Here is a 19,778-nt window from a genome sequence, read left to right on the forward strand (position 1 = left end):
TGCCCTCTGGAGTCGGCGCGGTCGACCTCGGTGGCGTCCGCGTCACTCGCCAGTCAGCGCATCGCGGATACCGGCACCGAGTCGCGCCTACCCGAAGAAGCCAGAAGGCTCCGTCGCGGCCGTATTCCTCGGCCGCGGCCACCTGGACGCGGCCCTCGGGTAGGTCCGGCAGCGCCCGTTCGATCATCCGCTCCGCCAGACGGGGCTTCACGGCGAAGCCCGCGCCCGTCAGGGAAAAGCGCGGCCCGGAACTCCGCCAGTCGCTGGTCCACTCGGGCGGCACATACAGCTCAGTATTGTGCTCTGACGGTTGCCGCGAACGGCCGGCTCCGAGGCCTTGCCCGCTTATCTGCGCCAGGGACCCTTCAGGGAATTCAGTGCTGCCCGAGGGGCTTTCCGCCGCCTGACGCGGCAAAACTCCGAAAGATCGGAAATGGCCTCCGCCACAGGTCAGAGACCCTTTCCAAGGCAAAGCCGCAGGCAGCGGCAGACGAGTCGGGCTGTACGCCGGGTTCTGTTCCCCGGGTTCCTCGCGGAGCCCGGGGCGACGGCCATCCATCTAGGGCCGGCGTTGCCGCCGGCCTCGTGCGGTCTACCCGCGGACTCGGGCGGGCAGCCCTCGAACGTCCGCGCAGAAACACCGGGGTGTTTCCTTTTGACCTTGCTCCGGGTGGGGTTTACCTAGCTGCCCAGGTCACCCTGGGCACTGGTGGTCTCTTACACCACCGTTTCACCCTTACCGAGGACCGAGATCCCCGGCGGTCTGCTTTCTGTGGCACTGTCCCGCGGGTCACCCCGGGTGGCCGTTAGCCACCACCCTGCCCTGTGGAGCCCGGACGTTCCTCGGGAAGCCCCCTAGGGGGACTCCACGCGGCCGCCCGCCCGGCTCGTCTGCCGTGTCGACCATGGTACCGGCCGGGTGGGCCGGCGCGGACCGGCGGCCGTCGCGAGGACCGAGCCCGCCAGGATGAGCGCGAAGGCGGCCAGCACCGTCAGGGTCAGCGGCTCGTCCAGGAAGAGCGCGCCCGCCGCCACCGCCACCGCCGGATTGACGTACGTGATCACCGTCGCCCGCGTCGGACCCGCCTCCTTGATCAGTTCGAGGAACGCCACGAAGGCGACCGCCGTGCAGATCACTCCCAGGCCCGCCAGGGCCGCCAGGACCGAGGGGGAAGGGAGGGAGGACGGGCGGGTCAGGGCCGCGGCGGGCGCGTAGACCAGGGCCGCCAGCGTCAGGCAGGCCGCCGTCAGGTGGAGGGAGGGGACCTCCTTCAGACGGCGTGCGGCTATCAGGGGGGCCGTCGCATAGCCGAGCACCGTCAGCAGGACCTCCACCAGGGAGCGGGCGTCGCCGCCGGTGAGGTGCGGGAGGGTCAGGACCGTCACGCCCGCCAGGCCCAGCAGCAGACCGGTGGTGCGGCGGGCTCCCAGGTGTTCCCTCTCCTGCGCGACGAGGAAGCGCGAGACCAGGACCCCGACGATCGGTACGCCCGCTATCAGCAGGCCGGCCGTGGAGCTGGACAGATGCCGTTCGGCGTCGGTGAGGGTGAACCAGGGGCCCATGATCTCCAGGCCCGCGAAGGCCAGCATCGGGCGCCAGTGGGCTCGGACGGTGCCCGCGAGGCCGCCCTGCCGCAGCGCGAACGGGAGCAGCAGGGCCGCGCCGAGCGCACAGCGGGTGAACACCACCACCGGCGGGGACACCGCGTCCACCGCCACTTTGATCATCAGATAGGGGATGCCCCAGACCACTCCCATCAGGGAGAACAGGAACCAGCCGCGTGCAGTCATGCAGTGAGTGTCGGCAGGGTCAGCCGCCGGCGTCTTGAACGCTGTTGCGGTAAGCGGCCGGGGTCGCCCCGAGGACCCGGCGGAACCAGCGGGTCAGGTGCGCCTGGTCGGCGAAGCCCACCAGGCCCGCCACTTCGGCCGGGCGCAGACCGGCCGCCAGGAGGCCGCGGGCCCGGCTCACCCGGTACTGGGCGAGCCAGGCGTACGGCGGTATGCCCATCGTCGTACGGAAGGCCCGCAGCAGCTGGTAGCGGGACAGGCCGAGGTCGGCGGCGAGCAGGGCGAGGGAGGGCGGGTCGGTGAGTTCGTCGGCCAGCCGGTCGCGTACGACGTGGGCGATGTGCGCGCCGCCCGCGACCGTGCCCTCCGGGACACGCGCCGTGGAGTGGCGGCAGGCCAGGGCCGTCAGCAGCCAGGGCAGGCGGGACTCGGCCTCCAGGGGGTCGGGGCAGGCGCTGAGCTCGGCGTGGGTGATGCGGAGCGCGGTGGCCAGACCGGGGTCGTCCAGGAGGGGTTCGCGGAAGTGCGGGAGGCCGCCGAGGGTGCCGTCGGCCAGCAGGGACGGCTCGGCGTACAGGGCGCGGTAGGCGTAGCCGTCGGTGGGGGTGCCGGGTCCGCCGGTGTGCATCTCTCCGGGTTCGAGGACGACGATGGTGCCGGGGCCGGTGCGGATGTGACCGCCCCGGTAGTCGATGACCTCACTGCCGCCGACGCACACGCCGACGGTGTACTCCTCGTGTGCGTGCGGGGCGTACACATGGCTGTCGAAGCAGGCGGTGAGCAGGTCGAGCGGGGGCCCGCCCCGGCCCAGTCGCGCTCTGGTCCATGACGCCTCTTCCGCCATCGGGCACCCCCTTGCCGTGCTGCCTGCTCCCGCTGCAACGCTCCCGGGGCCCGCTTCCATGCCGCGTCCCGGCCAGGCTTCGGCAGGAGACCGTGCACGCCTCCCACAACCGCGCGCAACCCTCGCACCACGGCGCGCCTCCCCCGGCAGCGCGCAACCCTCGCACCACGGCGCGCCTCCCCCGGCAGCGTGCAACCCTCGCACGACGGCGCGTCTCCCCCGGCAGCGTGCACCCCGCTGCCGGCAGCACCCCTCCTACGACAGCGCGCACTCCTCCCCCGGCAGCACACACGCGTCCCGTAACAGCACACACGCCTCCCGTAACAGCACACGCGCCTCCCCTGACAGCCCGCACTCCTCCTACGGCAGCGCCCGCTCCAGCGCGTCGAAGGCCGCCCCGATCCGGGTCCGGTGGTCCTCGGCGACCTCGTCGGCCCGCTCCCCCGCGAGCAGGCGGCGCGCGGAGGCGACGTAGACCGAGCGGTAGGCGGCCGCCGTCAGTGCCGCGAGGAGGTCCGGCTCGGCGGTCCCGGCCTCCGCGAAGGCCCCGGCGAGCGCCGCCTCCACCTCCTCGGCCCCTTCCCGGGCGCGGTCGCGCAGGCCGGACGAGTCGACGACGATCCGCCAGAAGGCCGGGAAGTCGTCGTCGACCCCGCCCAGCGGGTGCCTCTGGTCGAGGAGTTCGAGCGCGAGGCGGCGCAGCGCGGCGAGCGGGGTCTCGCCGGGGTCGCGCCGGCGCACCGCCCCTGTGAAGATCTCGACGGCCTCCGGGATGCGGTCGAGGAACAGGTCTTCCTTGCGGGGGAAGTAGTTGAAGACCGTCATGGCGGAGACGCCGGCCGCGCGGGCGATCTCCGTGACCGTCACCCGGTCGAATCCGCGCTCCACGAACAGGTCCGTCGCCACGTCGGAGATCCGCTGCCGCGTCTGCCGCTTCTTGCGCTCCCTCAGGGGAAGGGCCGCCTCTTCGTCGTCCGTCACAGGAAAACTATAGCGGCCCAAAACTTTTAGTGACTATAGTCAGATGCATGACGACGACGGACTATGACGTGGTGGTGGCCGGCGGCGGGCCGGTGGGACTCTTCCTCGGCTGCGAACTGCGGCTCGGCGGGGCCCGGGTGCTGGTCGTGGAGCGGCTGACCGAGGTCGACGAGACGATCAAGGCGGGCGCGGTCAACATCCCGAGCGCGGTCGCCTTCTACCGGCGCGGGCTGCTGCCCGCGATGGCGGCGGTCTGGGAGGCGTCCCTGAAACGGATGCGGGCCTTCGGGGCGGGACACAAGCTCCCGCCGAAGTTCGCCGGGCACTTCGCCGGGATCATGATGGACCCCGACCTGTTCGACGGCTCCGACCCCGCCTGGGCCGACGCGGGCCCGGCCGCGCGGGCCGGCCTCGGCGTGCCGCAGGCCGAGCTGGAGCGGATCCTGGCCGCGCGCGCCGCCGAACTGGGCGTCGAGGTGCGCCGTGGCGTGGAGCTGACCGGCTTCGCGGCCGACGAGGACGGGGTGAGCGTGCGGCTCGCCACCGCGAGCGGTCCCGAGGACGTCCGGGCCGGCTGGCTGGCCGGCTGCGACGGCGGCCGCAGCACCGTCCGCAAGCTCGCCGGGTTCGACTTCCCCGGTACGGCACCGGAGATCACCGGCTACCAGGCCGTCGTGGAGCTGACCGGCGCCGAGCGGCTGCGCCAGGGCTGGAACACCACCGACGTCGGGACGTACGTCCACGGGCCCTTCCCGGGCCGTATCCTCAGCGTGGAGTTCGACGGGCCTCCGGCCGACCGCTCGGCGCCCATCACCGCCGAGGAGCTGCAGACGAGCCTGCGCCGGGTGTCCGAAGTGCCGGAGGTGACGATCACGAAGGTGATCTCGGCGACCCGGTTCACCGACAACGCCCGTCAGGCCACCGAGTACCGCAGGGGCCGCGTCCTGCTCGCGGGCGACGCGGCGCACGTGCACTCGCCGTTCGGCGGGCAGGGGCTCAACCTCGGCATCGGGGACGCGATGAACCTGGGCTGGAAGCTCGCCGCCGTGGTGTCCGGCCGGGCGCCGGAGTCCCTGCTGGACAGCTACACCGCCGAACGGCATCCGATCGGCGCCTGGGTGCTCGACTGGACCCGCGCGCAGATCGCCCTGATGCGCCCCGACCGGCACGCCCGCGCCCTGCGCCGGGTGGTGACGGACATGGCGCTGACCACCACCGGCACCACCTACCTGGTCACACAGATCTCCGGGGTCTGGCAGCACTACGACCTGCCCGGCGGCCACCCGCTCACCGGCCGGAGCGCCCCCGATCTGGAGCTGGCCGACGGCACCCGGCTCGGCGACCACCTGCACACCGGCCGGGCGCTCCTCCTCGACCTCTCGGACGACCCCGAACTGCGCGCCCGCGCCGAGGAGTACGGCGACCGGCTCGGCGTCCTGACCACCGCCTGCCCCGCCCGTCCGGGCCTGGCCGCGCTGTTCGTGCGGCCCGACGGGTTCGTGGCCTGGGCGGGAGACACCGGGGACGACTCCACGGCACTGGCCGGGACCCTGGAGCACTGGCTCGGCGCACCGGCGACCGCCGCCCGGCCCACACCTTGACCCTCCGCGACGTCGGCATCCGTACCGGTCCCCGCCGGATGCGAGGTCGGCGTGGTCCGGCCGCACGCGGTTGACGCACCGGTGCCGGCGGATGACGTACCGGCGCTCGGGTGCCTCACGCGGGTACGAACAGGACCTTCGCCGTCCCCGGATCGGCCCGGGTGAGCCGTACCCGCAGCCGCTGCCCGAGCGACAGGTGCTCGCCCTCGATCCGGCCGATGACGGCCGGATCGGCCAACTGCACGGTGCCGACCGCCGGCTGGCGGTCCGACAGCTCCACCACACAGGCGTCGAAGGATTCCCCGACGCGGTCCTTGAGCAGGGCGGCCTCGACCAGGTCGATGCACTCGCGCTCGACCGTGGCCGCGCGTCGGCTGCCGTCGGCCATCTGCCGGGGCAGGGCGTCGAGCGCCGCGAGCACCCAGCCGGGCGGGGCGTGGCCGGCGGCCGCCGCGAGGCAGAGCTCCCCGGCATAGCGGTCGGCCAGGCGGCGCAGCGGGGCCGTGCAGTGGGCGTAGGGCGCGGCGACGGCGGCGTGTGTGGTGATCGCGGGCGGCTTCCCGTCCCGGAAGACCGTGTAGCCCGCGCCGCGCAGCAGGGTCGTGCACTCCTGGAGGAAGGCCGCGTGCTGGGGACGGTGCGGGTCCAGGGTGCGGATCAGGGCCGCGTACGACACATGGTGCGGCCAGTCGATGTCCAGGGCGGCCGCGGTGCGGCGCAGACGGGCCACGGCGCCGTCGGGGGCGGCCGGGAGGGTGCGCAGGATGCCGGTGCCGATGGCGAGCATCAGGTCGGCGGCGGCCATCCCGGTGAGCAGGGAGATCTGGGCGTTCCAGCCGTCGGCGGGCAGCGGGGCGCGGTAGGCCGGCTCATAGGTGTGGTTCCGCTCGGTGATCTCCTGCTCGGGGACGTTGAGGGAGATGCCGCCGCGCTCCACCTCGAGGCGCTCCCGGGCCTGCCCGATCTCCTGGAGCAGCGCGACCGGCTCCTCGGCCGTCCCGCTGTCGATCTGCCGCTGCACACCCGCGTAGTCGAGCTTCGCCCGGCTGCGGACGAGGGCCCGGCGCACGTCGACGGCGACGGTGCGGCCCTGCGCGTCCAGGTCGAGGGTCCACAGCACGGCCGGCCGCGGCTGCCCGGGCAGCAGGCTCGCGGCGCCCTCGCTGAGCACGGCGGGGTGCAGCGGGACCTTCCCGTCCGGGAAGTAGAGCGTGTTCACCCGCCGGTGCGTCTCGGCGTCCAGGGCGCCGCCCGGGACGACGAAGGCGGCGACGTCGGCGATGGCGTAGCGGACCCGGTAGCCGGTGCCGGGCCGGGACAGGTGCATCGCCTGGTCGAGGTCGGTGGAGGCGGGAGGGTCGAGAGTGAAGAAGGGGATGTCCGTGCTGTCGTACGAGGGCACGGCGGGCCGCCTCGCCGCGCGCTCCGCCTCCTCCTGGACCTCGGCCGGGAAGCTCTCCGGAACGCCGAGCTCCACACGGAGTTCGGCGAGGGCGGCCCTCAAGGGGGCCTCGGGGGCACCGGTCACGCGGATGGGCCGACGGAGCATACAAACGAGCGTAAGCACAAACCGGCCCGTCCGGCGCCCGAGGACGGGCCCGTCGGGCCGAACGGGGGGCCAGGGCCGAAGCCAGGGCCGAAGGCAGGGCCGGGGTCGAGGCCCGGGCTGGAGCCGAGGCCCCGTCCTGGGGGGCCGGCACCCCAGGACGGAACGGCAGCGCCCCGGGACCGTAGGGCAGCGCCCCCGGACGGTCCGGCAGCACCCCGTACTCTGGCGCAGAACCGAAGAGAAGGAGTACCCGTGCTTGTCCTGCTGCCGCCCTCGGAAGGCAAGGCGTCCTCGGGCCGTGGCGCCCCGCTGAAGCTGGAGTCGCTGTCCCTGCCGGGGCTGACCGGCGCGCGCGAGGCCGTGCTCGGGGAACTGGTCGGGCTGTGCGCCGGGGATCCCGGGCAGAACGAGAAGGCGCGCGAGGTGCTCGGGCTGAGCGAGGGGCTGCGCGGCGAGCTCGCGAAGAACGCCGGGCTGCGCACGGCCGGGGCCCGTCCCGCCGGGGAGATCTACACCGGTGTGCTGTACGACGCCCTCGGCCTGGCCTCGCTGGACGCGGCCGCCAAGAAGCGGGCGGCGCGCTCGCTGCTGGTCTTCTCGGGGCTGTGGGGCGCGGTGCGGGTGACGGACCGCATTCCCTCCTACCGCTGTTCGATGGGCGTGAAGCTGCCGGGGCTCGGCGCGCTGGCCGGGCACTGGCGTGCGCCGATGGCCGAGGTGCTGCCGGAGACGGCCGGTGACGGCCTGGTGCTGGACCTGCGCTCGGCGGCCTACGCGGCGGCCTGGAAGCCGAAGGGCGAGGTCGCCGGGCGGACCGCGACCGTGCGGGTGCTGCACGCGCCGACGCGGAAGGTCGTCAGCCATTTCAACAAGGCGACGAAGGGCCGGATCGTACGGAGCCTGCTGTCGGCCGGGATCGCGCCGAAGGACCCCGCCGGGCTGGTGGAGGCGCTGCGGGACCTCGGGTACGAGGTGGAGACGCAGGCGCCGGAGAACGCGGGCAGGCCGTGGGCGCTGGACGTGCTGGTGGAGGAGATCCACTGAGGTCCCTCGGTCACCGCTGACTCCCCGACGACCTCGCCAAGTCCACCGGCTCCACCGACTCCACCCACTCTTCCAAGTGCGTTGCAACATGCGCAACGCCCTTTGCGCATGTTGCTGCTCCTGGGCACGATGAGGGCATGACCTCACCGCTGCCCTCCTCTTCGGCTGCCTCCGTGCTGGATCTCGCGCCCGTCGTCCCCGTGGTGGTCGTGCCGGACCCCTCCGTCGCCGTACCGCTGGCGCGGGCGCTGGTGGCCGGCGGGCTGCCCGCGATCGAGGTGACCCTCAGGACCCCGGCCGCGCTGGACGCGATCCGGGCGATCGCCGAGGAGGTGCCGGACGCCGTGGTCGGCGCGGGCACGGTCCTCACGCCGGAACAGGTGACGCGGTGCGTGGCGGCCGGGGCGCGCTTCCTGGTCAGCCCGGGGTGGACGGAAGCCCTGCTGGGCGCGATGCGCGGATCCGGGGTGCCGTTCCTGCCGGGGGTGTCGACCACCTCGGAGGTCGTCGCGCTGCTGGAACACGGGGTGCGGGAGATGAAGTTCTTCCCGGCGCAGGCGGCGGGCGGTACGGCCTATCTGAGGTCGCTGGCCGGTCCGCTGCCGCAGGCCCGCTTCTGCCCGACGGGAGGCATCGGGCCGGCCACCGCGCCGGAGTATCTCTCCCTGCCCAACGTCGGCTGCGTGGGCGGCAGTTGGATGGTCCCGGCGGACGCGGTGACCGCCGGGGACTGGGCCCGTGTCGAGGAGCTGGCGCGGTCCGCCGCCGGGCTCAGGGACGCAGGTGGGACGTGTCGTTGAACAGGCGCACGCTCGCGTTGCCGTCCGCGTAGTACGCCACCGCCGACAGGGAGGCGGCGGAGAGCTCCATGCGGAACAGCGACTGGGGCGGAGCGCCGAGGGCGAGCCGGACCAGGGTCTTGATCGGGGTGACGTGCGTGACCAGCAGCACCGTGCGGCCGGCGTACGCCGCGACCAGCTTCTCCCGGGTGGCCGCCATCCGGGTGGCGGTCTCCGCGAAGCTCTCGCCGCCGCCCGTGGGGTGGGCCTCCGGGTCGGCGAGCCAGGCGTTCAGGTCGTCCGGGTAGCGGTCGCGGACCTCGCCGAAGGTGAGGCCCTCCCAGGCGCCGAAGTCCGTCTCCCGCAGGCCTTCTTCGATCGCCACGTCCAGACCGAGGCGGGCGGCCACCGCGCCGGCGGTCTCGCGGGTGCGGGCGAGCGGGGAGGCGACGATCGCCTGGATCGTGCCGCGCCGGGCGAGCGCCTCGGCGACGCGCCGGGCCTGTTCACGGCCGGCGTCGGAGAGGGAGGGGTCGGTGCCGCCGCTGCCGGAGAAGCGCTTCTGAGGGGTGAGGGGGGTCTCGCCGTGGCGGAGGAGCACCAGGGTGGAGGGCGCGCCCATGTCGGGGACCGCACTCCAGCCGGGCCGCTGCTGCTCACCGGGAGCGGCCGGGGCTTCGCCGTGCGTGGGAGCGGCCGGGCTCTCGCCGCGAGCGGGAGCGGGAGCGGCCGGAGCCTCGCCGCGAGAGGGAGCGGGAGCAGCCGGAGCCTCGCCACGGGTGGGAGCGGCCAGGGCCTCGCCGCGAGCGGGAGCGGGAGCAGGAGCAGGAGCAGGAGCAGCCGGAGCAGCCGGAGCTTCACCGCGGGTGGGAGCGGACAGGCTCTCGCCGCGGGATCCGGAACCCGGTGTCCGGCCCTCCGCCAGCGCCGCCCGCGCCCTCGCCGCACCCGCCACCGGGTCCCCGGGCGGGCCCGACGGTTCCGGTGCGGCGGACGGGGTGTCCAGGGCCGCCCGGGACTGCGACGGCGACCACTGCTCGCCCTTCGCGCCCGCGTCCATCGCCTCGTTGGCCAGGCGGTCGGCGTGCTTGTTGCGCTCGCGGGGGATCCACTCGTAGGTGACCCGGTCCGACGGGAAGACCCGGCGCGCCTCGGCCGCGAGCGGCTTCAGGTCGGGGTGCTTGATCTTCCAGCGGCCCGACATCTGCTCCACGGCCAGCTTGGAGTCCATCCGGACGCCGACCCGGGCGGAGGGGTCGAGGGCGTGCGCCGCGCGCAGGCCGGCCAGCAGGCCCCGGTACTCGGCCACGTTGTTCGTGGCGACGCCGAGGTACTCGGCGGCCTCGGCCAGGACCTCCCCCGTCGCCGCGTCGCTCACCACGGCCCCGTAGCCGGCGGGCCCGGGGTTGCCCCGCGACCCGCCGTCGGCCTCGACGATGAACTCCCGCACCGCGCCGGCTCCTTACAGACCCGACTCGGCCGTGCGCACCAGGATGCGGCGGCAGTTCTCGCAGCGGACCACCGTGTCCGGCGCCGCCGTGCGGATCTCGTTCAGCTCGGTGATCGCCAGCTCCTGGCGGCAGCCCTGGCAGGTGCGGGCGTACAGCTTGGCCGCGCCGATGCCGCCCTGCTGCTCGCGCAGCTTGTCGTACAGCTTGAGCAGGTCCGCGGGGACGGAGCCGGCGATGACCTCGCGCTCCTTGGTCACCGAGGCGGCCTCGCCGTCGAGCCCCTCGAACGCCGCGTCCCGGCGCCCGGTCGCGTCGTCGATCTTCGCCTGGACGGAGGAGACCCGCCCGGTCAGCTCGCCGACCCGCTCCTGGGCGGCCTCACGGCGCTCCATGACCTCCAGGACGACGTCCTCCAGGTCGCCCTGCCGCTTGGCGAGGGAGACGATCTCGTGCTGGAGGTTGGACAGGTCCTTCGGCGAGGTGACCGCGCCGGAGTCCAGACGCTGCTGGTCGCGGGTGGCGCGCTGGCGCACCTGGTCCACGTCCTGCTCGGCCTTGGTCTGCTCGCGGGCGCAGTCGCCCTCCTCCGTCTGCGCGGCGACCAGCAGGTCGCGCAGCTGCGTCAGGTCCTTGGTCAGGGACTCGATCTCGGCGTGCTCGGGCAGCGACCTCCGCTTGTACGCCAGCTGCTGCAGGCGGACGTCGAGGGCCTGGACGTCGAGGAGGCGGATCTGGTCGGCGGGCGCGGCGTTCAGTTGGGGGCTCCCATTAGCTACTAGTGGCGGAGGACGCCGCGTGGGCGGTCCAGGGGTCGGTGACCGTCTTGGAGACATGGACCCTGAGGTCCCAGCCGTGGCGGTCGGAGATCTCGTCGAGCTGGGCTGCGGCCAGCTCGCACCAGGGCCACTCGGTGGCCCAGTGCGCCGCGTCGAGCAGCGCGAGGGGACCGTGCGCCACGGCCTCGGAGGCCGGGTGGTGGCGCAGGTCGGCGGTGAGGAAGGCGTCGACGCCGGCCGCGCGGACCTGGTCGAAGAGGCTGTCGCCGGAGCCGCCGCTGACGGCGACCGTGCGGACGACGGTCTCGGGGTCGCCCGCCACCCGGATGCCCTGCGCGGTGGCGGGCAGCCGCTCGGCGGCCCGGGCGGCCAGTTCGCGCACGGTCACCGGGTGGTCGAGTTCGCAGACGCGGCCCAGGCCGCGGCGGCCCTCCGGATCGGACGGGTCCGGGACGAGGGGCCGTACGACCCTCAGGTCCAGTGCCCCGGCGAGTGCGTCGGAGACGCCCGGGTCGGCGGTGTCGGCGTTGGTGTGGGCGACGTGCAGGGCGATGTCGTTCTTGATGAGCGTGTGCACCACCCGGCCCTTGAAGGTGGTGGCCGCGACCGTGGTCGTTCCGCGCAGATAGAGCGGGTGGTGGGTGACCAGCAGGCCGGCGCCCAGCTTCACCGCCTCGTCGACGATCTCCTGGACGGGGTCCACGGCGAACAGGACCCGGGTGACCTCCTGGTCGGGGTCGCCCACGACCGTGCCGACCGCGTCCCAGGACTCGGCCCGCTCGGCGGGCCACAGGCTCTCCAGCGCGGCGATGACTTCAGACAGACGGGGCACGGGGAAAAGGCTACCTGGCCGTTCTGCGGGGCTGAACCGCTCCGCTCTCGCGCGGCCCAGCTCAGCACATACGTCCCCGTTCCCTCAGGCGAATCGATTTTGCGACACCCGTATGTGTGAAGCCCAGGTCAGCCGGTCCCACGTCTGTGCGTGCGAAAACTAGCTTCGTCGCCGGAGGTGACCGAACGATGACGGCCTGTGCGATCGAACCCCCTTCCACCGGGGCGTCCGGTGCGGACGGCGGTGTGCCCGGGACGGGGTGCGCCATCACGGCGGACGGCGCGTACGCGGCCCGCCTCGCGCTGGACGGCGATTCCTGGTTCCCGGAGCGCTGGACCCTGGACGGCCCGGAGCCGTACGCGGTCCCGCTGCCGGGCAACCAGCCCGAGGAGCCCGGCACCCAGGTGCAGCCGATGGCGGACGGACGGGTGCTGATCCACCGGCTCGTCGAACGGCGGCACGCCTTCTCCCTGCTGTACCCGACCGGTCCCGGCACCGGCGAGCTGCCGCTGGGCGCGGTGGAGTCCCGGGAGCCCGGCATGCGGCTCGGGCTGCTGCCGCCGGCACCGGGCGGTGCGCACGCCTACGCCCTCGCCGTCGGCCCGCGCTCCACGGCGGTGTGGCTGGTGACGGGCGGCGCCTTCGGGCCCGAGCAGCTGGCCGAGGTCCCGGGGCGCTGCTCGGGCGGGGTCTGGCTGGACCGCACCGGGCGGATGCTGGCGCTGGACCGGGAACTGGGCGGGCGCACCAAGACGGTCGTGGTGGACCTGGAGCGCGGCGGTGAGGTCTCTCCCCTGCTGCAGATCGCGGACGGCAGCGACGACCGGCTGCTGCTCGCCGACCCGGACAGCGGGCTGCTGCTGATCTCCTCGGACGCGCCGTCCCCGGGGCAGGAACGATTGGGCTGGGGGGTCATGGGCAGCACCCTGCCGGTGCGCTTCCCGGAGTGCCTGCGCGTCCCGGACTGTGCGGTGACGCCGTTCGCGATCCAGCCGGGCCAGGTGCTGATGCCGGAGAACTGCGCGGTGGCCCTGCGCTTCGAGGGGGCGTTCGGCAGCTGGATGGGCATCTGGCGGCCGGCCGAGCGCAGGGTGTGCCATCTGCCCGCGCCCCAGGGGTGGCTGACCGGGTCCGGGCTGTGGACGCGGGACGGGCTGCTGCGGCTGCCGTACGCCACGGGGGAGGTCCCGTGCGGCGTCGCGGAGCTGACCGCGCCCAGGGAGGAAACGGCGGGACCCGGGGCACCGGGGGCCGCGGGCCCGGGGGATCCGGGCCGCGGCGACACGACGGCGGCGGGGGCTACGGCCGCGGCTGCGGGGGCGCCCGAAGTGTCCCGGCAGGCGGCGGAAGCGGAGCGTCCGGACCCTGTGGCGGCCCGCCCGGTACCGCTGCAGCAGGCCCCCCTCGGCCGACTTGTAACGAAGTAGCACCGGTCGGCGTGGCCGCCTGGATTCGGCCCGAGGTGTGCCGGTTACACTCGCCCGGCTGTAAGAGATCATGTTGACGGGGTGAATTCTTCCGATGAGCGACACCAGCACGACGGAGCAGCTGTCTGCCGACTCTCAGGAGGCTGCCGGCCACGGCCGGCACCGGGGCCCGGTCGCGGCTCAGGACGGTGAGGCGATTCCGCACGGGCGGCACCGCAAGCCGGCCGAGCAGAGCGCCGAGGCGGCTGCCTGACCACAGAACGACAAGGGGGGCTGTGCACCGTACGGTGCACAGCCCCCCTTGTCGTTCTCCCGGCTCACCCGCGCTTGAGGCCCAGTACCTCCGCCGCGGCGAACGTCTCCCCCGGTGGCCGGTCCGCATAGTGCGGGGTGAGCAGCGCGTCGAGTTCGTCGTAGCTGAACGCCTCCTGCTTGCTGTCGAACTTCGCCTGCACCCGCGGCCGTTCGACGATCGCGACCATGCCGCCGTGGACGACGAGCAGCTGGCCGTTGACCCGGGCGGCCGCGGGCGAGGCCAGGTAGCCGACGAGCGGCGCCACATGCTCGGGGGCGAGCGGGTCCAGGCCCTCGTCGGGTTGCCGCAGGCCCGCGAAGACGTCCTCCGTCATCCGGGTCCGGGCCCGCGGGCAGATCGCGTTGGCCGTGACGCCGTACCGGGCGAGGGCGAGCGCGGTGGAGGTGGTCAGGCCGACGATTCCGCCCTTGGCCGCCGCGTAGTTGGGCTGCCCCGCGGAACCGGCGAGGAACGCCTCCGAGGAGGTGTTCACGATCCTGCCGTACACCGGTCCCCCGGCCGCCTTGGACCGCTCCCGCCAGTGCGCGGCCGCGAGGTGGGTGGTGTTGAAGTGTCCCTTGAGGTGGACCCGGATCACCGAGTCCCACTCGTCCTCGGTCATGGAGAAGACCATGCGGTCGCGCAGGATGCCCGCGTTGTTGACGAGGATGTCCAGCTTGCCGAACTCGGCGATCGCCAGGCCGACCAGTTCACGGGCCTGGCCCAGGTCGGCGATGTCGCCGGTGTGCGCGACGGCACGGCCGCCGGTGTCGCGTATCTCGGCGGCGGCCTCCTCGGCGGGGGCGGCACAGGCCGCGCCGGAGCCGTCGCGGCCGGGCTGTCCGTAGTCGTTGACGACGACGGCGGCGCCGAGCCGGGCGAGTTCGAGGGCCTCGGCCCGGCCGAGACCGCGTCCGGCGCCGGTGACGACGGCGGACAGCCCTTCAAGTGGCAGTGACATCGGTGGAGTCCTCAGATCTCGATGCACGTACGCAGGGCCGCCCCGGTACGCATCTGGTCCAGTGCCTCATTGATCTCCGCGAGCGGCACCCGGTGGGTGATCAGGCCCTCCAGGTCGACGCGGCCCGCCCGCCACAGGGCGATGGTGCGCTCGTAGGAGCGCAGGACGTCCCCGCCGCCGTACATGGACGGCAGGATCCGCTTCTCGTCGAAGAACAGCTCGAACATGTTGAGCTGCAGGAAGTCGTCCATGGCGCCCGCGCCGACCACGACGAGGGTGCCGCCGCGCCGGGTGTTCTCGTACGCGGTGCGGGCGGTGGCCGACCTGCCGACGACCTCGAAGACGTAGTCGAAGCCCTCGCCGCCGGTGACCTGCTGCTTGGCGTCGGCCAGTTCCTCCGGGGAGACGGCCTTCGTGGCGCCGAACCTCAGCGCGGCCTCGCGCCGGGAGGCGACCGGGTCCACGGCGACGATCTCGGCGGCGCCCTTCAGCCGGGCCCCCTGCACGGCCGAGATGCCGACGCCCCCGCAGCCGATGACGGCGACCGACGAACCGGCCTCCACGTCCGCGGTGTTGAGGGCGGCGCCGAGGCCCGTCGTCACCCCGCAACCGATCAGGGCGGCGATGTCGAAGGGCACGTCCTCGGGGATCGGCACCGCGCAGCCCGCGTCCACGACGACCTCCTCGGCGAAGGTGCCGGTGCCGGCGAAGCCGAAGACGTCACCGCCGGGGCGCTTGAAGTTGGGGGTGCCCGCGTTCATGAACCCGGCCAGGCACAGCTCGGTCTGGCCGCGGCGGCAGGCGGGACAGGTACCGCAGGCGGGCAGCCAGCAGACGACGACCCGGTCGCCGGGCTTGAGGTGCTTCACATTCTCGCCGACTTCGAGGATCTCGCCCGCGCCCTCGTGGCCGGGCACGAACGGGGCGGGCTGCGGCAGCACCCCGTTCATCGCGGACAGGTCCGAGTGGCACAGCCCGGTGGCCCGCACCCGGACCCGGACCCTTCCCGGTCCAAAACCCACCGCCTCGATGTCCTCGAGGACCTCCAGCTTGTCCTGGCCGATCTCGTGCAGTACGGCTGCGCGCATGGTGCGGCTCCCCTCTGAGGCTGTTCGGACGTGCTTTCGGCAGTGCTGTCAGGAGTGCTGTCCGGAGTGCCGTCAGGTGTGCCGGACGACGGTGTCGGCGAGAACGGGAGCGTCGTCCCGCTCGGCCGCGCTCACGGCGACCCGCACCGTGCCCTCCTGCCGCCACATGCGGATGCGCAGGGTCTCGCCCGGGTACACCACTCCGGCGAACCGGGTGGTGTAGGAGCGGACCCGGGTCACATCGCCGCCGAGCAGCGTGTCCACGACCGCCTTCAGCGTCATGCCGTAGGTGCACAGCCCGTGCAGGATGGGCCTGTCGAACCCGGCGAGCTTCGCGAACTCGGGGTCGGCGTGCAGCGGGTTCCAGTCGCCGGAGAGGCGGTAGAGCAGGGCCTGGTCCTCGCGGACACGGCGTTCGACGGTCCGGTCGGGTTCGCCGGCCGGCGGGTCGAGGCGCCGGGACGGGCCGCGGTCGCCGCCCCAGCCGCCCTCGCCGCGTACGAAGATCTGGGAGTCGTTGGTCCACAGCGGGCCGTCGGCGTCGGCGACGTCGGTGCGCAGGACCAGGACGGCGGCCTTGCCCTTGTCGTAGACGGCGGCGAGCCGATGGGTCGCCCTCGCCCTGCCCTCGGCCGGGATGGGGCGGTGGATCTCCAGCGTCTGCCCGCCGTGCAGGACCTTGGCGAGCTCGACCTCCACACCGGGCATGGACAGCCCGCTGATCACGCCCGGGGCGCCGGAGCCCGCGACGGTGGCGAAGCCCGGCAGGACGTGCAGCCGGGACTCCAGGGTGTAGCGCAGCTCGCCGGGATCGGTGGCGGGGCTGTCCTTGTCCGGGTTGTCGCCGGCGCCGATGCCGAGGTGGTAGAGCTGGACGTCCTTGGTGGTCCAGCTGATCTCGCCGGTCCGGGGCTCGGCGGCGAGGGCCTTGGCTGCGTCGATGGGCATGGGGCTCCTGACGGGTCTCAAGACCTCGGTGCGGACGCCCGCACCGTCGGCCGCACCGAGGTCGTCCACGGGGCGGATCTAGAACGCGTTCCAGTCCGGCGCCCCCTGTATAGCCCAGCACTCCGCAGTTGTGAAGGCTCCTGACGAGGCGTCAGGCAGCGGGGGGTGTGACATTTGTACTGCCCGAGTGCGGACATCCGCCTCTGCCGCGGACGGCACCCGGACTCCTAACGTCGTAGGCATGACACACACGACACGGATGCGGAGCGCCGAGTCCGTCACGGGGGGCGATCATGGTGCCGACCGTCCGACCGCCGGCATCCGGTTCGTAGGCTGTGCCGTCGTACCGCCGTCGGGCGGACACATCTGATCGGGGGAAGCAGAGACATGTCGTGGTGGGCGCAGACAAGACGCCGCATTCAGTGCCTGCGCGAGGCGCGGGCCCGCTGGCAGGCGGACATGGAGGAGTTCAAGACCGCGCAGCGGGCCGCCAGGAAGAGCGGCAACGTCCCGGCCGTCGACCATCCGGGCCCGCCGCCCACCGGCTTCGCCCTGCTGCCCTGGCTGCTGATGGGCATGGGGGCCTTCTCCAACCTGCTCCAGGGCAAGACCCCGAACCCGTGGGTCGGCGGCCTGGGCCTGTTCGCCTTCAACTCCCTGTACGTCTACGTCACCTTCCGCGCCTTCGACCGGGAGAAGCGCGAGGCCGTCTCCACGCGGGTGGCCCTGCTGCTGATGGGCCTGCTGACCACGGGGCTGTCCGTCGGGTACGGCGGCAACTGGCTGATGTTCTTCCCGCTGCTGGGCCTCGCCACCGGCGCCACCCTGCGCGGCCCCTGGCTGGGCCGCACCGGCGTGCTGCTCGCGGTGTACGCGGGGGCCGTCTCGGGCGTGCGCGACGGATGGGGGGACGCGTCGAACATCGGCTACGCGACCTTCCTGTCGAGCATGGTGACCGCCGCGATACTCGGCCTGTCCGAGGCCGTGCGGGAGCTGCGCGCCGCCCGGGAGGAGCTGGCCCGGCGGGCGGTGGAGAAGGAGCGGCTGCGCTTCTCCCGCGATCTGCACGACCTGCTCGGCCACACCCTGTCGGTGATCGTGGTGAAGTCGGAGGCGGCCCGGCGGCTGGCCCCGCGCGACATGGACGCGGCACTGGCGCAGATCGGGGACATCGAGTCGGTGGGCCGGCAGGCCCTCACCGAGATCCGCGAGGCGGTGACCGGCTACCGCGAGGGCAGCCTGGCCACCGAGCTGACACGGGCCCGCTCGGCGCTGTCCGCGGCGAGCCTGGAGCCGGTGGTGCGCCAGTCCGGGACGCCGCTGGCCCCGCAGACCGAGGCGCTGCTCGGCTGGGTGGTGCGGGAGGCGGTCACCAACGTGGTGCGGCACAGCGACGCCAGCCGCTGCGAGATCACCGTCGAGAGCACCACCGAACAGGCACGGCTCACCGTCACGGACAACGGCAGCGGCAAGGCCGTCACCCGCCCCGCGGAGGGCATCGGCGGCACCGGCCTGAAGGGGCTGACCGAGCGCCTCGCGGCGGCGGGCGGCTCCCTCACGGCCGGCCCGTCGCCGCGCGGCGGCTTCACGGTCACCGCCGAGCTCCCGGTGGATCCGGCGGAACCGCTGGAGCCGGCCGGGGCCGTGGCGGCTACGGCGCCCAGGGCGGGCTGACCGCCCAGCTGACGTCGTCGCTCCACGAGGTGCTGCTGTCCCAGGCGTTGGAGCCGCCGTCGCCCGCTATGTAGGCGTTGTAGTCGTAGTGGCGCAGGTACTTCGCCGGGTAGTTGTACGACGCGAACGAGGTGCCGGTGCCGCTCCTGCCGGTCTGCGGGCAGAAGGTGGCGTCGGCCCGGAACCGGCCGGTGCCGTCCATGGGCTGCCGGCGGATCCGGTAGTCGTAGTGGCGCAGGAAGTCACCCGGGTAGTTGCGCGACTCGAAGGAGACACAGGAACTGTCGGCGAGACCCCGGCGCACGATCCAGGTCGCGTCGTTCTTGTCGAGGGACGAACTGCCCGAGGTCACCGGGGACAGGACGCCCGCGCCGTTCTGGTGGCGGACGTAGTCGGCGGTGCAGCAGGACGTCGTCGCGCGCAGCGAGATCTCCGAGCCGGGGCTGAGCGTGCCGGTGCTGCCGGTCGGGCCGCCGTAGCCGGCGGAGACCACATCGGCCTGGACGGCGTCGTCCGCGGCGTCCGTCGGGATGCCGGAGGTCATCACGCCCTCGAAGAAGGAGCCGATGGAGCCGTTGCTGTTGTCGCCGCCGGTGCCGAGGACGATGGCGCCCTCCTGGTGCATGGGCGCGTAGCCACTGGTGGTCGGCTCGCCGCCGGAATAGGTGGTGGTCAGTCCGCCGGATTGCGCATTGCCGTATTTCAGCGCGAAATGGTTCTGACCGTTGTTCTTCAGCAGTGCCGTCACGAACGGCAGGGGTCCGGTGCCGGTGTCGGACGTGTTCCTGCTGTACCCGGCGTCGGACTGGAACAGCCCGTTCTCCAGATCGGCCTGCACCCAGGGCCCCTGCCCGTAGCACGGGGAGAACCAGCACTCGGTGCCGAAGTTGATGGCGTCCATGTGGCCGTTGCCGGTGTCCTTGTTGTCGGTCTCGGCGTTGCCGTAGTCGAAGCAGCAGGCGCCGTTGACATGAGTGCCGGAGGTCACCATGTACATCCCCTCGGCCTGCCCGTTCACGGCCACACCCGAGGTGGAGTCGTCCCGGTAGCCCATGCCGGCGGAGATCTCCAGGCCGTAGACCCGGTGCCCGCCGACGGTCACCGGCAGGGCGTCCGCGGGCGCTCCCACGTCGGCGGCACCGGCACCGCCCGCGCCCTCGACGGTGAGGTCGTTGTGGCGCGGGGACTGGTCGTGGATCTCGGTGATGATGCAGGTCGTGCCGGCGCAGAAGGAGTCCTGGGCGGCGGCGTCGGCGTAGCCGCCGGCCTTCGTCGGGCCGATGTTCGCGGTGGCGCCGTCGGAGGCCCGCTTCACCTGGTAGAGCGGGCCGCCGTACGACGAGTAGAGCGCGCGGACGAGGCTGTGCGCGGCGACGCAGGGCGTGCCCGAGGCGGCGTAGACGTCACAGGGCAGCGAACCCGCGGCGGCGGCCGGGGGTGCGCCGGCGCCGATGAGCAGCGCGGCGAGGGTGGCGCAGATCGCGAGGACGCAGAGGAGGACGCGGGGGGTTCTCAAGAGCACGGTGCACCTCGGTTTCGTCGTGGGGCGGTGCGGGATCCGGTTCCTGGTGCATGGGGGTGCGCGCACCGGCCGAGGTGCACACACATCCACTGGTCGATATTTCGGACGCCGTTCGATCGAAATACCGAACCTGTTCAGAGGAAGAATTGGACGGGGATTACTGGAAATGCAGAGGCGATTTTTTTGCGTACCGTCCAAGGCCGTCAACCCCTGCG

At 73.2% G+C, this 19,778-nt stretch carries 16 protein-coding genes, 1 other RNA gene and 1 pseudogene; 6 read left to right on the forward strand and 12 right to left on the reverse strand.

Annotation, left to right across the window (positions count from 1 at the left end; translation table 11 throughout):
- Positions 1 to 487: 487 nt before the first annotated feature.
- From rnpB to ACZ7P3_RS07160, 4 genes and pseudogenes are all read right to left on the reverse strand, one after another.
- Positions 488 to 890, reverse strand: an RNA gene (rnpB, locus tag ACZ7P3_RS07145) — RNase P RNA component class A.
- Positions 891 to 1,005: 115 nt separating this feature from the next.
- Positions 1,006 to 1,791: pseudogene (locus ACZ7P3_RS07150) on the reverse strand (DMT family transporter); the annotation flags it as partial.
- A gap of 19 nt (positions 1,792 to 1,810) precedes the next feature.
- Complete coding sequence (locus tag ACZ7P3_RS07155) at positions 1,811 to 2,635, reverse strand: AraC family transcriptional regulator (RefSeq protein ID WP_472079577.1); 825 nt, start codon at positions 2,633 to 2,635, stop codon at positions 1,811 to 1,813.
- A gap of 360 nt (positions 2,636 to 2,995) precedes the next feature.
- A complete protein-coding gene (locus ACZ7P3_RS07160) occupies positions 2,996 to 3,616 on the reverse strand; it encodes a TetR/AcrR family transcriptional regulator (protein ID WP_472079579.1) in 621 nt (206 codons plus the stop codon).
- Between the two features lie 47 nt (positions 3,617 to 3,663).
- On the opposite strand from ACZ7P3_RS07160, the gene ACZ7P3_RS07165 reads away from it, so the two are divergent.
- Positions 3,664 to 5,217, forward strand: coding sequence for an FAD-dependent monooxygenase (locus ACZ7P3_RS07165; RefSeq protein ID WP_472079581.1), 1,554 nt, complete (start codon positions 3,664 to 3,666; stop codon positions 5,215 to 5,217).
- A 115-nt stretch (positions 5,218 to 5,332) separates the two neighbouring features.
- On the opposite strand, the gene ACZ7P3_RS07170 is transcribed toward ACZ7P3_RS07165, so the two are convergent.
- The gene (locus ACZ7P3_RS07170) at positions 5,333 to 6,766 is read right to left on the reverse strand and encodes an RNB domain-containing ribonuclease (RefSeq protein WP_472079583.1); all 1,434 of its coding nucleotides are present in this window, start codon (positions 6,764 to 6,766) and stop codon (positions 5,333 to 5,335) included.
- 252 nt (positions 6,767 to 7,018) lie between these two features.
- On the opposite strand from ACZ7P3_RS07170, the gene yaaA reads away from it, so the two are divergent.
- Positions 7,019 to 7,810, forward strand: a complete 792-nt coding sequence (gene yaaA, locus ACZ7P3_RS07175) for a peroxide stress protein YaaA (protein WP_472079585.1) — start codon at positions 7,019 to 7,021, stop codon at positions 7,808 to 7,810.
- Positions 7,811 to 7,947: 137 nt separating this feature from the next.
- Complete coding sequence (gene eda / locus ACZ7P3_RS07180; protein WP_472079587.1) at positions 7,948 to 8,610, forward strand: bifunctional 4-hydroxy-2-oxoglutarate aldolase/2-dehydro-3-deoxy-phosphogluconate aldolase; 663 nt, start codon at positions 7,948 to 7,950, stop codon at positions 8,608 to 8,610.
- Here the strand turns inward: eda and ACZ7P3_RS07185 are convergent.
- From ACZ7P3_RS07185 to ACZ7P3_RS07195, 3 genes are read right to left on the reverse strand one after another with little or no spacing between them, the layout of a single operon-like run.
- Complete coding sequence (locus ACZ7P3_RS07185; RefSeq protein ID WP_472079589.1) at positions 8,582 to 10,039, reverse strand: bifunctional RNase H/acid phosphatase; 1,458 nt, start codon at positions 10,037 to 10,039, stop codon at positions 8,582 to 8,584. The genes eda and ACZ7P3_RS07185 overlap by 29 nt on opposite strands.
- A gap of 12 nt (positions 10,040 to 10,051) precedes the next feature.
- Positions 10,052 to 10,795 (reverse strand): zinc ribbon domain-containing protein, encoded by a 744-nt coding sequence (locus ACZ7P3_RS07190; protein WP_472080291.1) that lies wholly within the window; start codon positions 10,793 to 10,795, stop codon positions 10,052 to 10,054.
- A gap of 13 nt (positions 10,796 to 10,808) precedes the next feature.
- Positions 10,809 to 11,648, reverse strand: a complete 840-nt coding sequence (locus ACZ7P3_RS07195) for a Nif3-like dinuclear metal center hexameric protein (RefSeq protein ID WP_472079590.1) — start codon at positions 11,646 to 11,648, stop codon at positions 10,809 to 10,811.
- Between the two features lie 188 nt (positions 11,649 to 11,836).
- On the opposite strand from ACZ7P3_RS07195, the gene ACZ7P3_RS07200 reads away from it, so the two are divergent.
- Together ACZ7P3_RS07200 and ACZ7P3_RS07205 are read left to right on the forward strand one after the other, a co-directional pair.
- The gene (locus ACZ7P3_RS07200) at positions 11,837 to 13,075 is read left to right on the forward strand and encodes a hypothetical protein (RefSeq protein WP_472079591.1); all 1,239 of its coding nucleotides are present in this window, start codon (positions 11,837 to 11,839) and stop codon (positions 13,073 to 13,075) included.
- Positions 13,076 to 13,169: 94 nt separating this feature from the next.
- Positions 13,170 to 13,328, forward strand: coding sequence for a hypothetical protein (locus tag ACZ7P3_RS07205; RefSeq protein WP_472079592.1), 159 nt, complete (start codon positions 13,170 to 13,172; stop codon positions 13,326 to 13,328).
- Positions 13,329 to 13,392: 64 nt separating this feature from the next.
- Here ACZ7P3_RS07205 and ACZ7P3_RS07210 read toward each other — a convergent pair whose 3' ends face one another.
- From ACZ7P3_RS07210 to ACZ7P3_RS07220, 3 genes are all read right to left on the reverse strand, one after another.
- Entirely contained in the window at positions 13,393 to 14,331 is a 939-nt protein-coding gene (locus ACZ7P3_RS07210; RefSeq protein WP_472079593.1) for a 3-oxoacyl-ACP reductase, read from the reverse strand.
- A gap of 11 nt (positions 14,332 to 14,342) precedes the next feature.
- Complete coding sequence (locus ACZ7P3_RS07215; protein WP_472079594.1) at positions 14,343 to 15,419, reverse strand: Zn-dependent alcohol dehydrogenase; 1,077 nt, start codon at positions 15,417 to 15,419, stop codon at positions 14,343 to 14,345.
- Between the two features lie 72 nt (positions 15,420 to 15,491).
- Positions 15,492 to 16,367: a MaoC/PaaZ C-terminal domain-containing protein gene (locus ACZ7P3_RS07220; protein WP_472079595.1), complete on the reverse strand. Its 876-nt coding sequence runs from the start codon at positions 16,365 to 16,367 to the stop codon at positions 15,492 to 15,494.
- A gap of 387 nt (positions 16,368 to 16,754) precedes the next feature.
- Between ACZ7P3_RS07220 and ACZ7P3_RS07225 the strand changes: the two genes are divergently transcribed.
- Entirely contained in the window at positions 16,755 to 18,041 is a 1,287-nt protein-coding gene (locus ACZ7P3_RS07225) for a sensor histidine kinase (protein WP_472079596.1), read from the forward strand.
- On the opposite strand, the gene ACZ7P3_RS07230 is transcribed toward ACZ7P3_RS07225, so the two are convergent.
- Positions 18,019 to 19,563 carry an alpha-L-arabinofuranosidase B gene (locus tag ACZ7P3_RS07230; RefSeq protein WP_472079597.1) on the reverse strand — a complete coding sequence of 515 codons (1,545 nt, stop codon included), beginning with the start codon at positions 19,561 to 19,563 and terminating at the stop codon, positions 18,019 to 18,021. The two genes, ACZ7P3_RS07225 and ACZ7P3_RS07230, sit on opposite strands and share 23 nt — an antisense overlap.
- Between the last annotated feature and the right edge of the window lie 215 nt (positions 19,564 to 19,778).

The organism is Streptomyces sp. NPDC107581, from assembly GCF_055657175.1.

Bases quoted from the DNA above. Each gene is read 5' to 3' on its own strand.
- ACZ7P3_RS07155 (WP_472079577.1), bottom strand. From the start codon at position 2,635: ATGGCGGAAGAGGCGTCATGGACCAGAGCGCGACTGGGCCGGGGCGGG.
- ACZ7P3_RS07165 (WP_472079581.1), top strand. From the start codon at position 3,664: ATGACGACGACGGACTATGACGTGGTGGTGGCCGGCGGCGGGCCGGTG.
- ACZ7P3_RS07170 (WP_472079583.1), bottom strand. From the start codon at position 6,766: ATGCTCCGTCGGCCCATCCGCGTGACCGGTGCCCCCGAGGCCCCCTTG.
- eda (WP_472079587.1), top strand. From the start codon at position 7,948: ATGACCTCACCGCTGCCCTCCTCTTCGGCTGCCTCCGTGCTGGATCTC.
- ACZ7P3_RS07200 (WP_472079591.1), top strand. From the start codon at position 11,837: ATGACGGCCTGTGCGATCGAACCCCCTTCCACCGGGGCGTCCGGTGCG.
- ACZ7P3_RS07205 (WP_472079592.1), top strand. From the start codon at position 13,170: ATGAGCGACACCAGCACGACGGAGCAGCTGTCTGCCGACTCTCAGGAG.
- ACZ7P3_RS07210 (WP_472079593.1), bottom strand. From the start codon at position 14,331: ATGTCACTGCCACTTGAAGGGCTGTCCGCCGTCGTCACCGGCGCCGGA.
- ACZ7P3_RS07215 (WP_472079594.1), bottom strand. From the start codon at position 15,419: ATGCGCGCAGCCGTACTGCACGAGATCGGCCAGGACAAGCTGGAGGTC.
- ACZ7P3_RS07220 (WP_472079595.1), bottom strand. From the start codon at position 16,367: ATGCCCATCGACGCAGCCAAGGCCCTCGCCGCCGAGCCCCGGACCGGC.
- ACZ7P3_RS07225 (WP_472079596.1), top strand. From the start codon at position 16,755: ATGTCGTGGTGGGCGCAGACAAGACGCCGCATTCAGTGCCTGCGCGAG.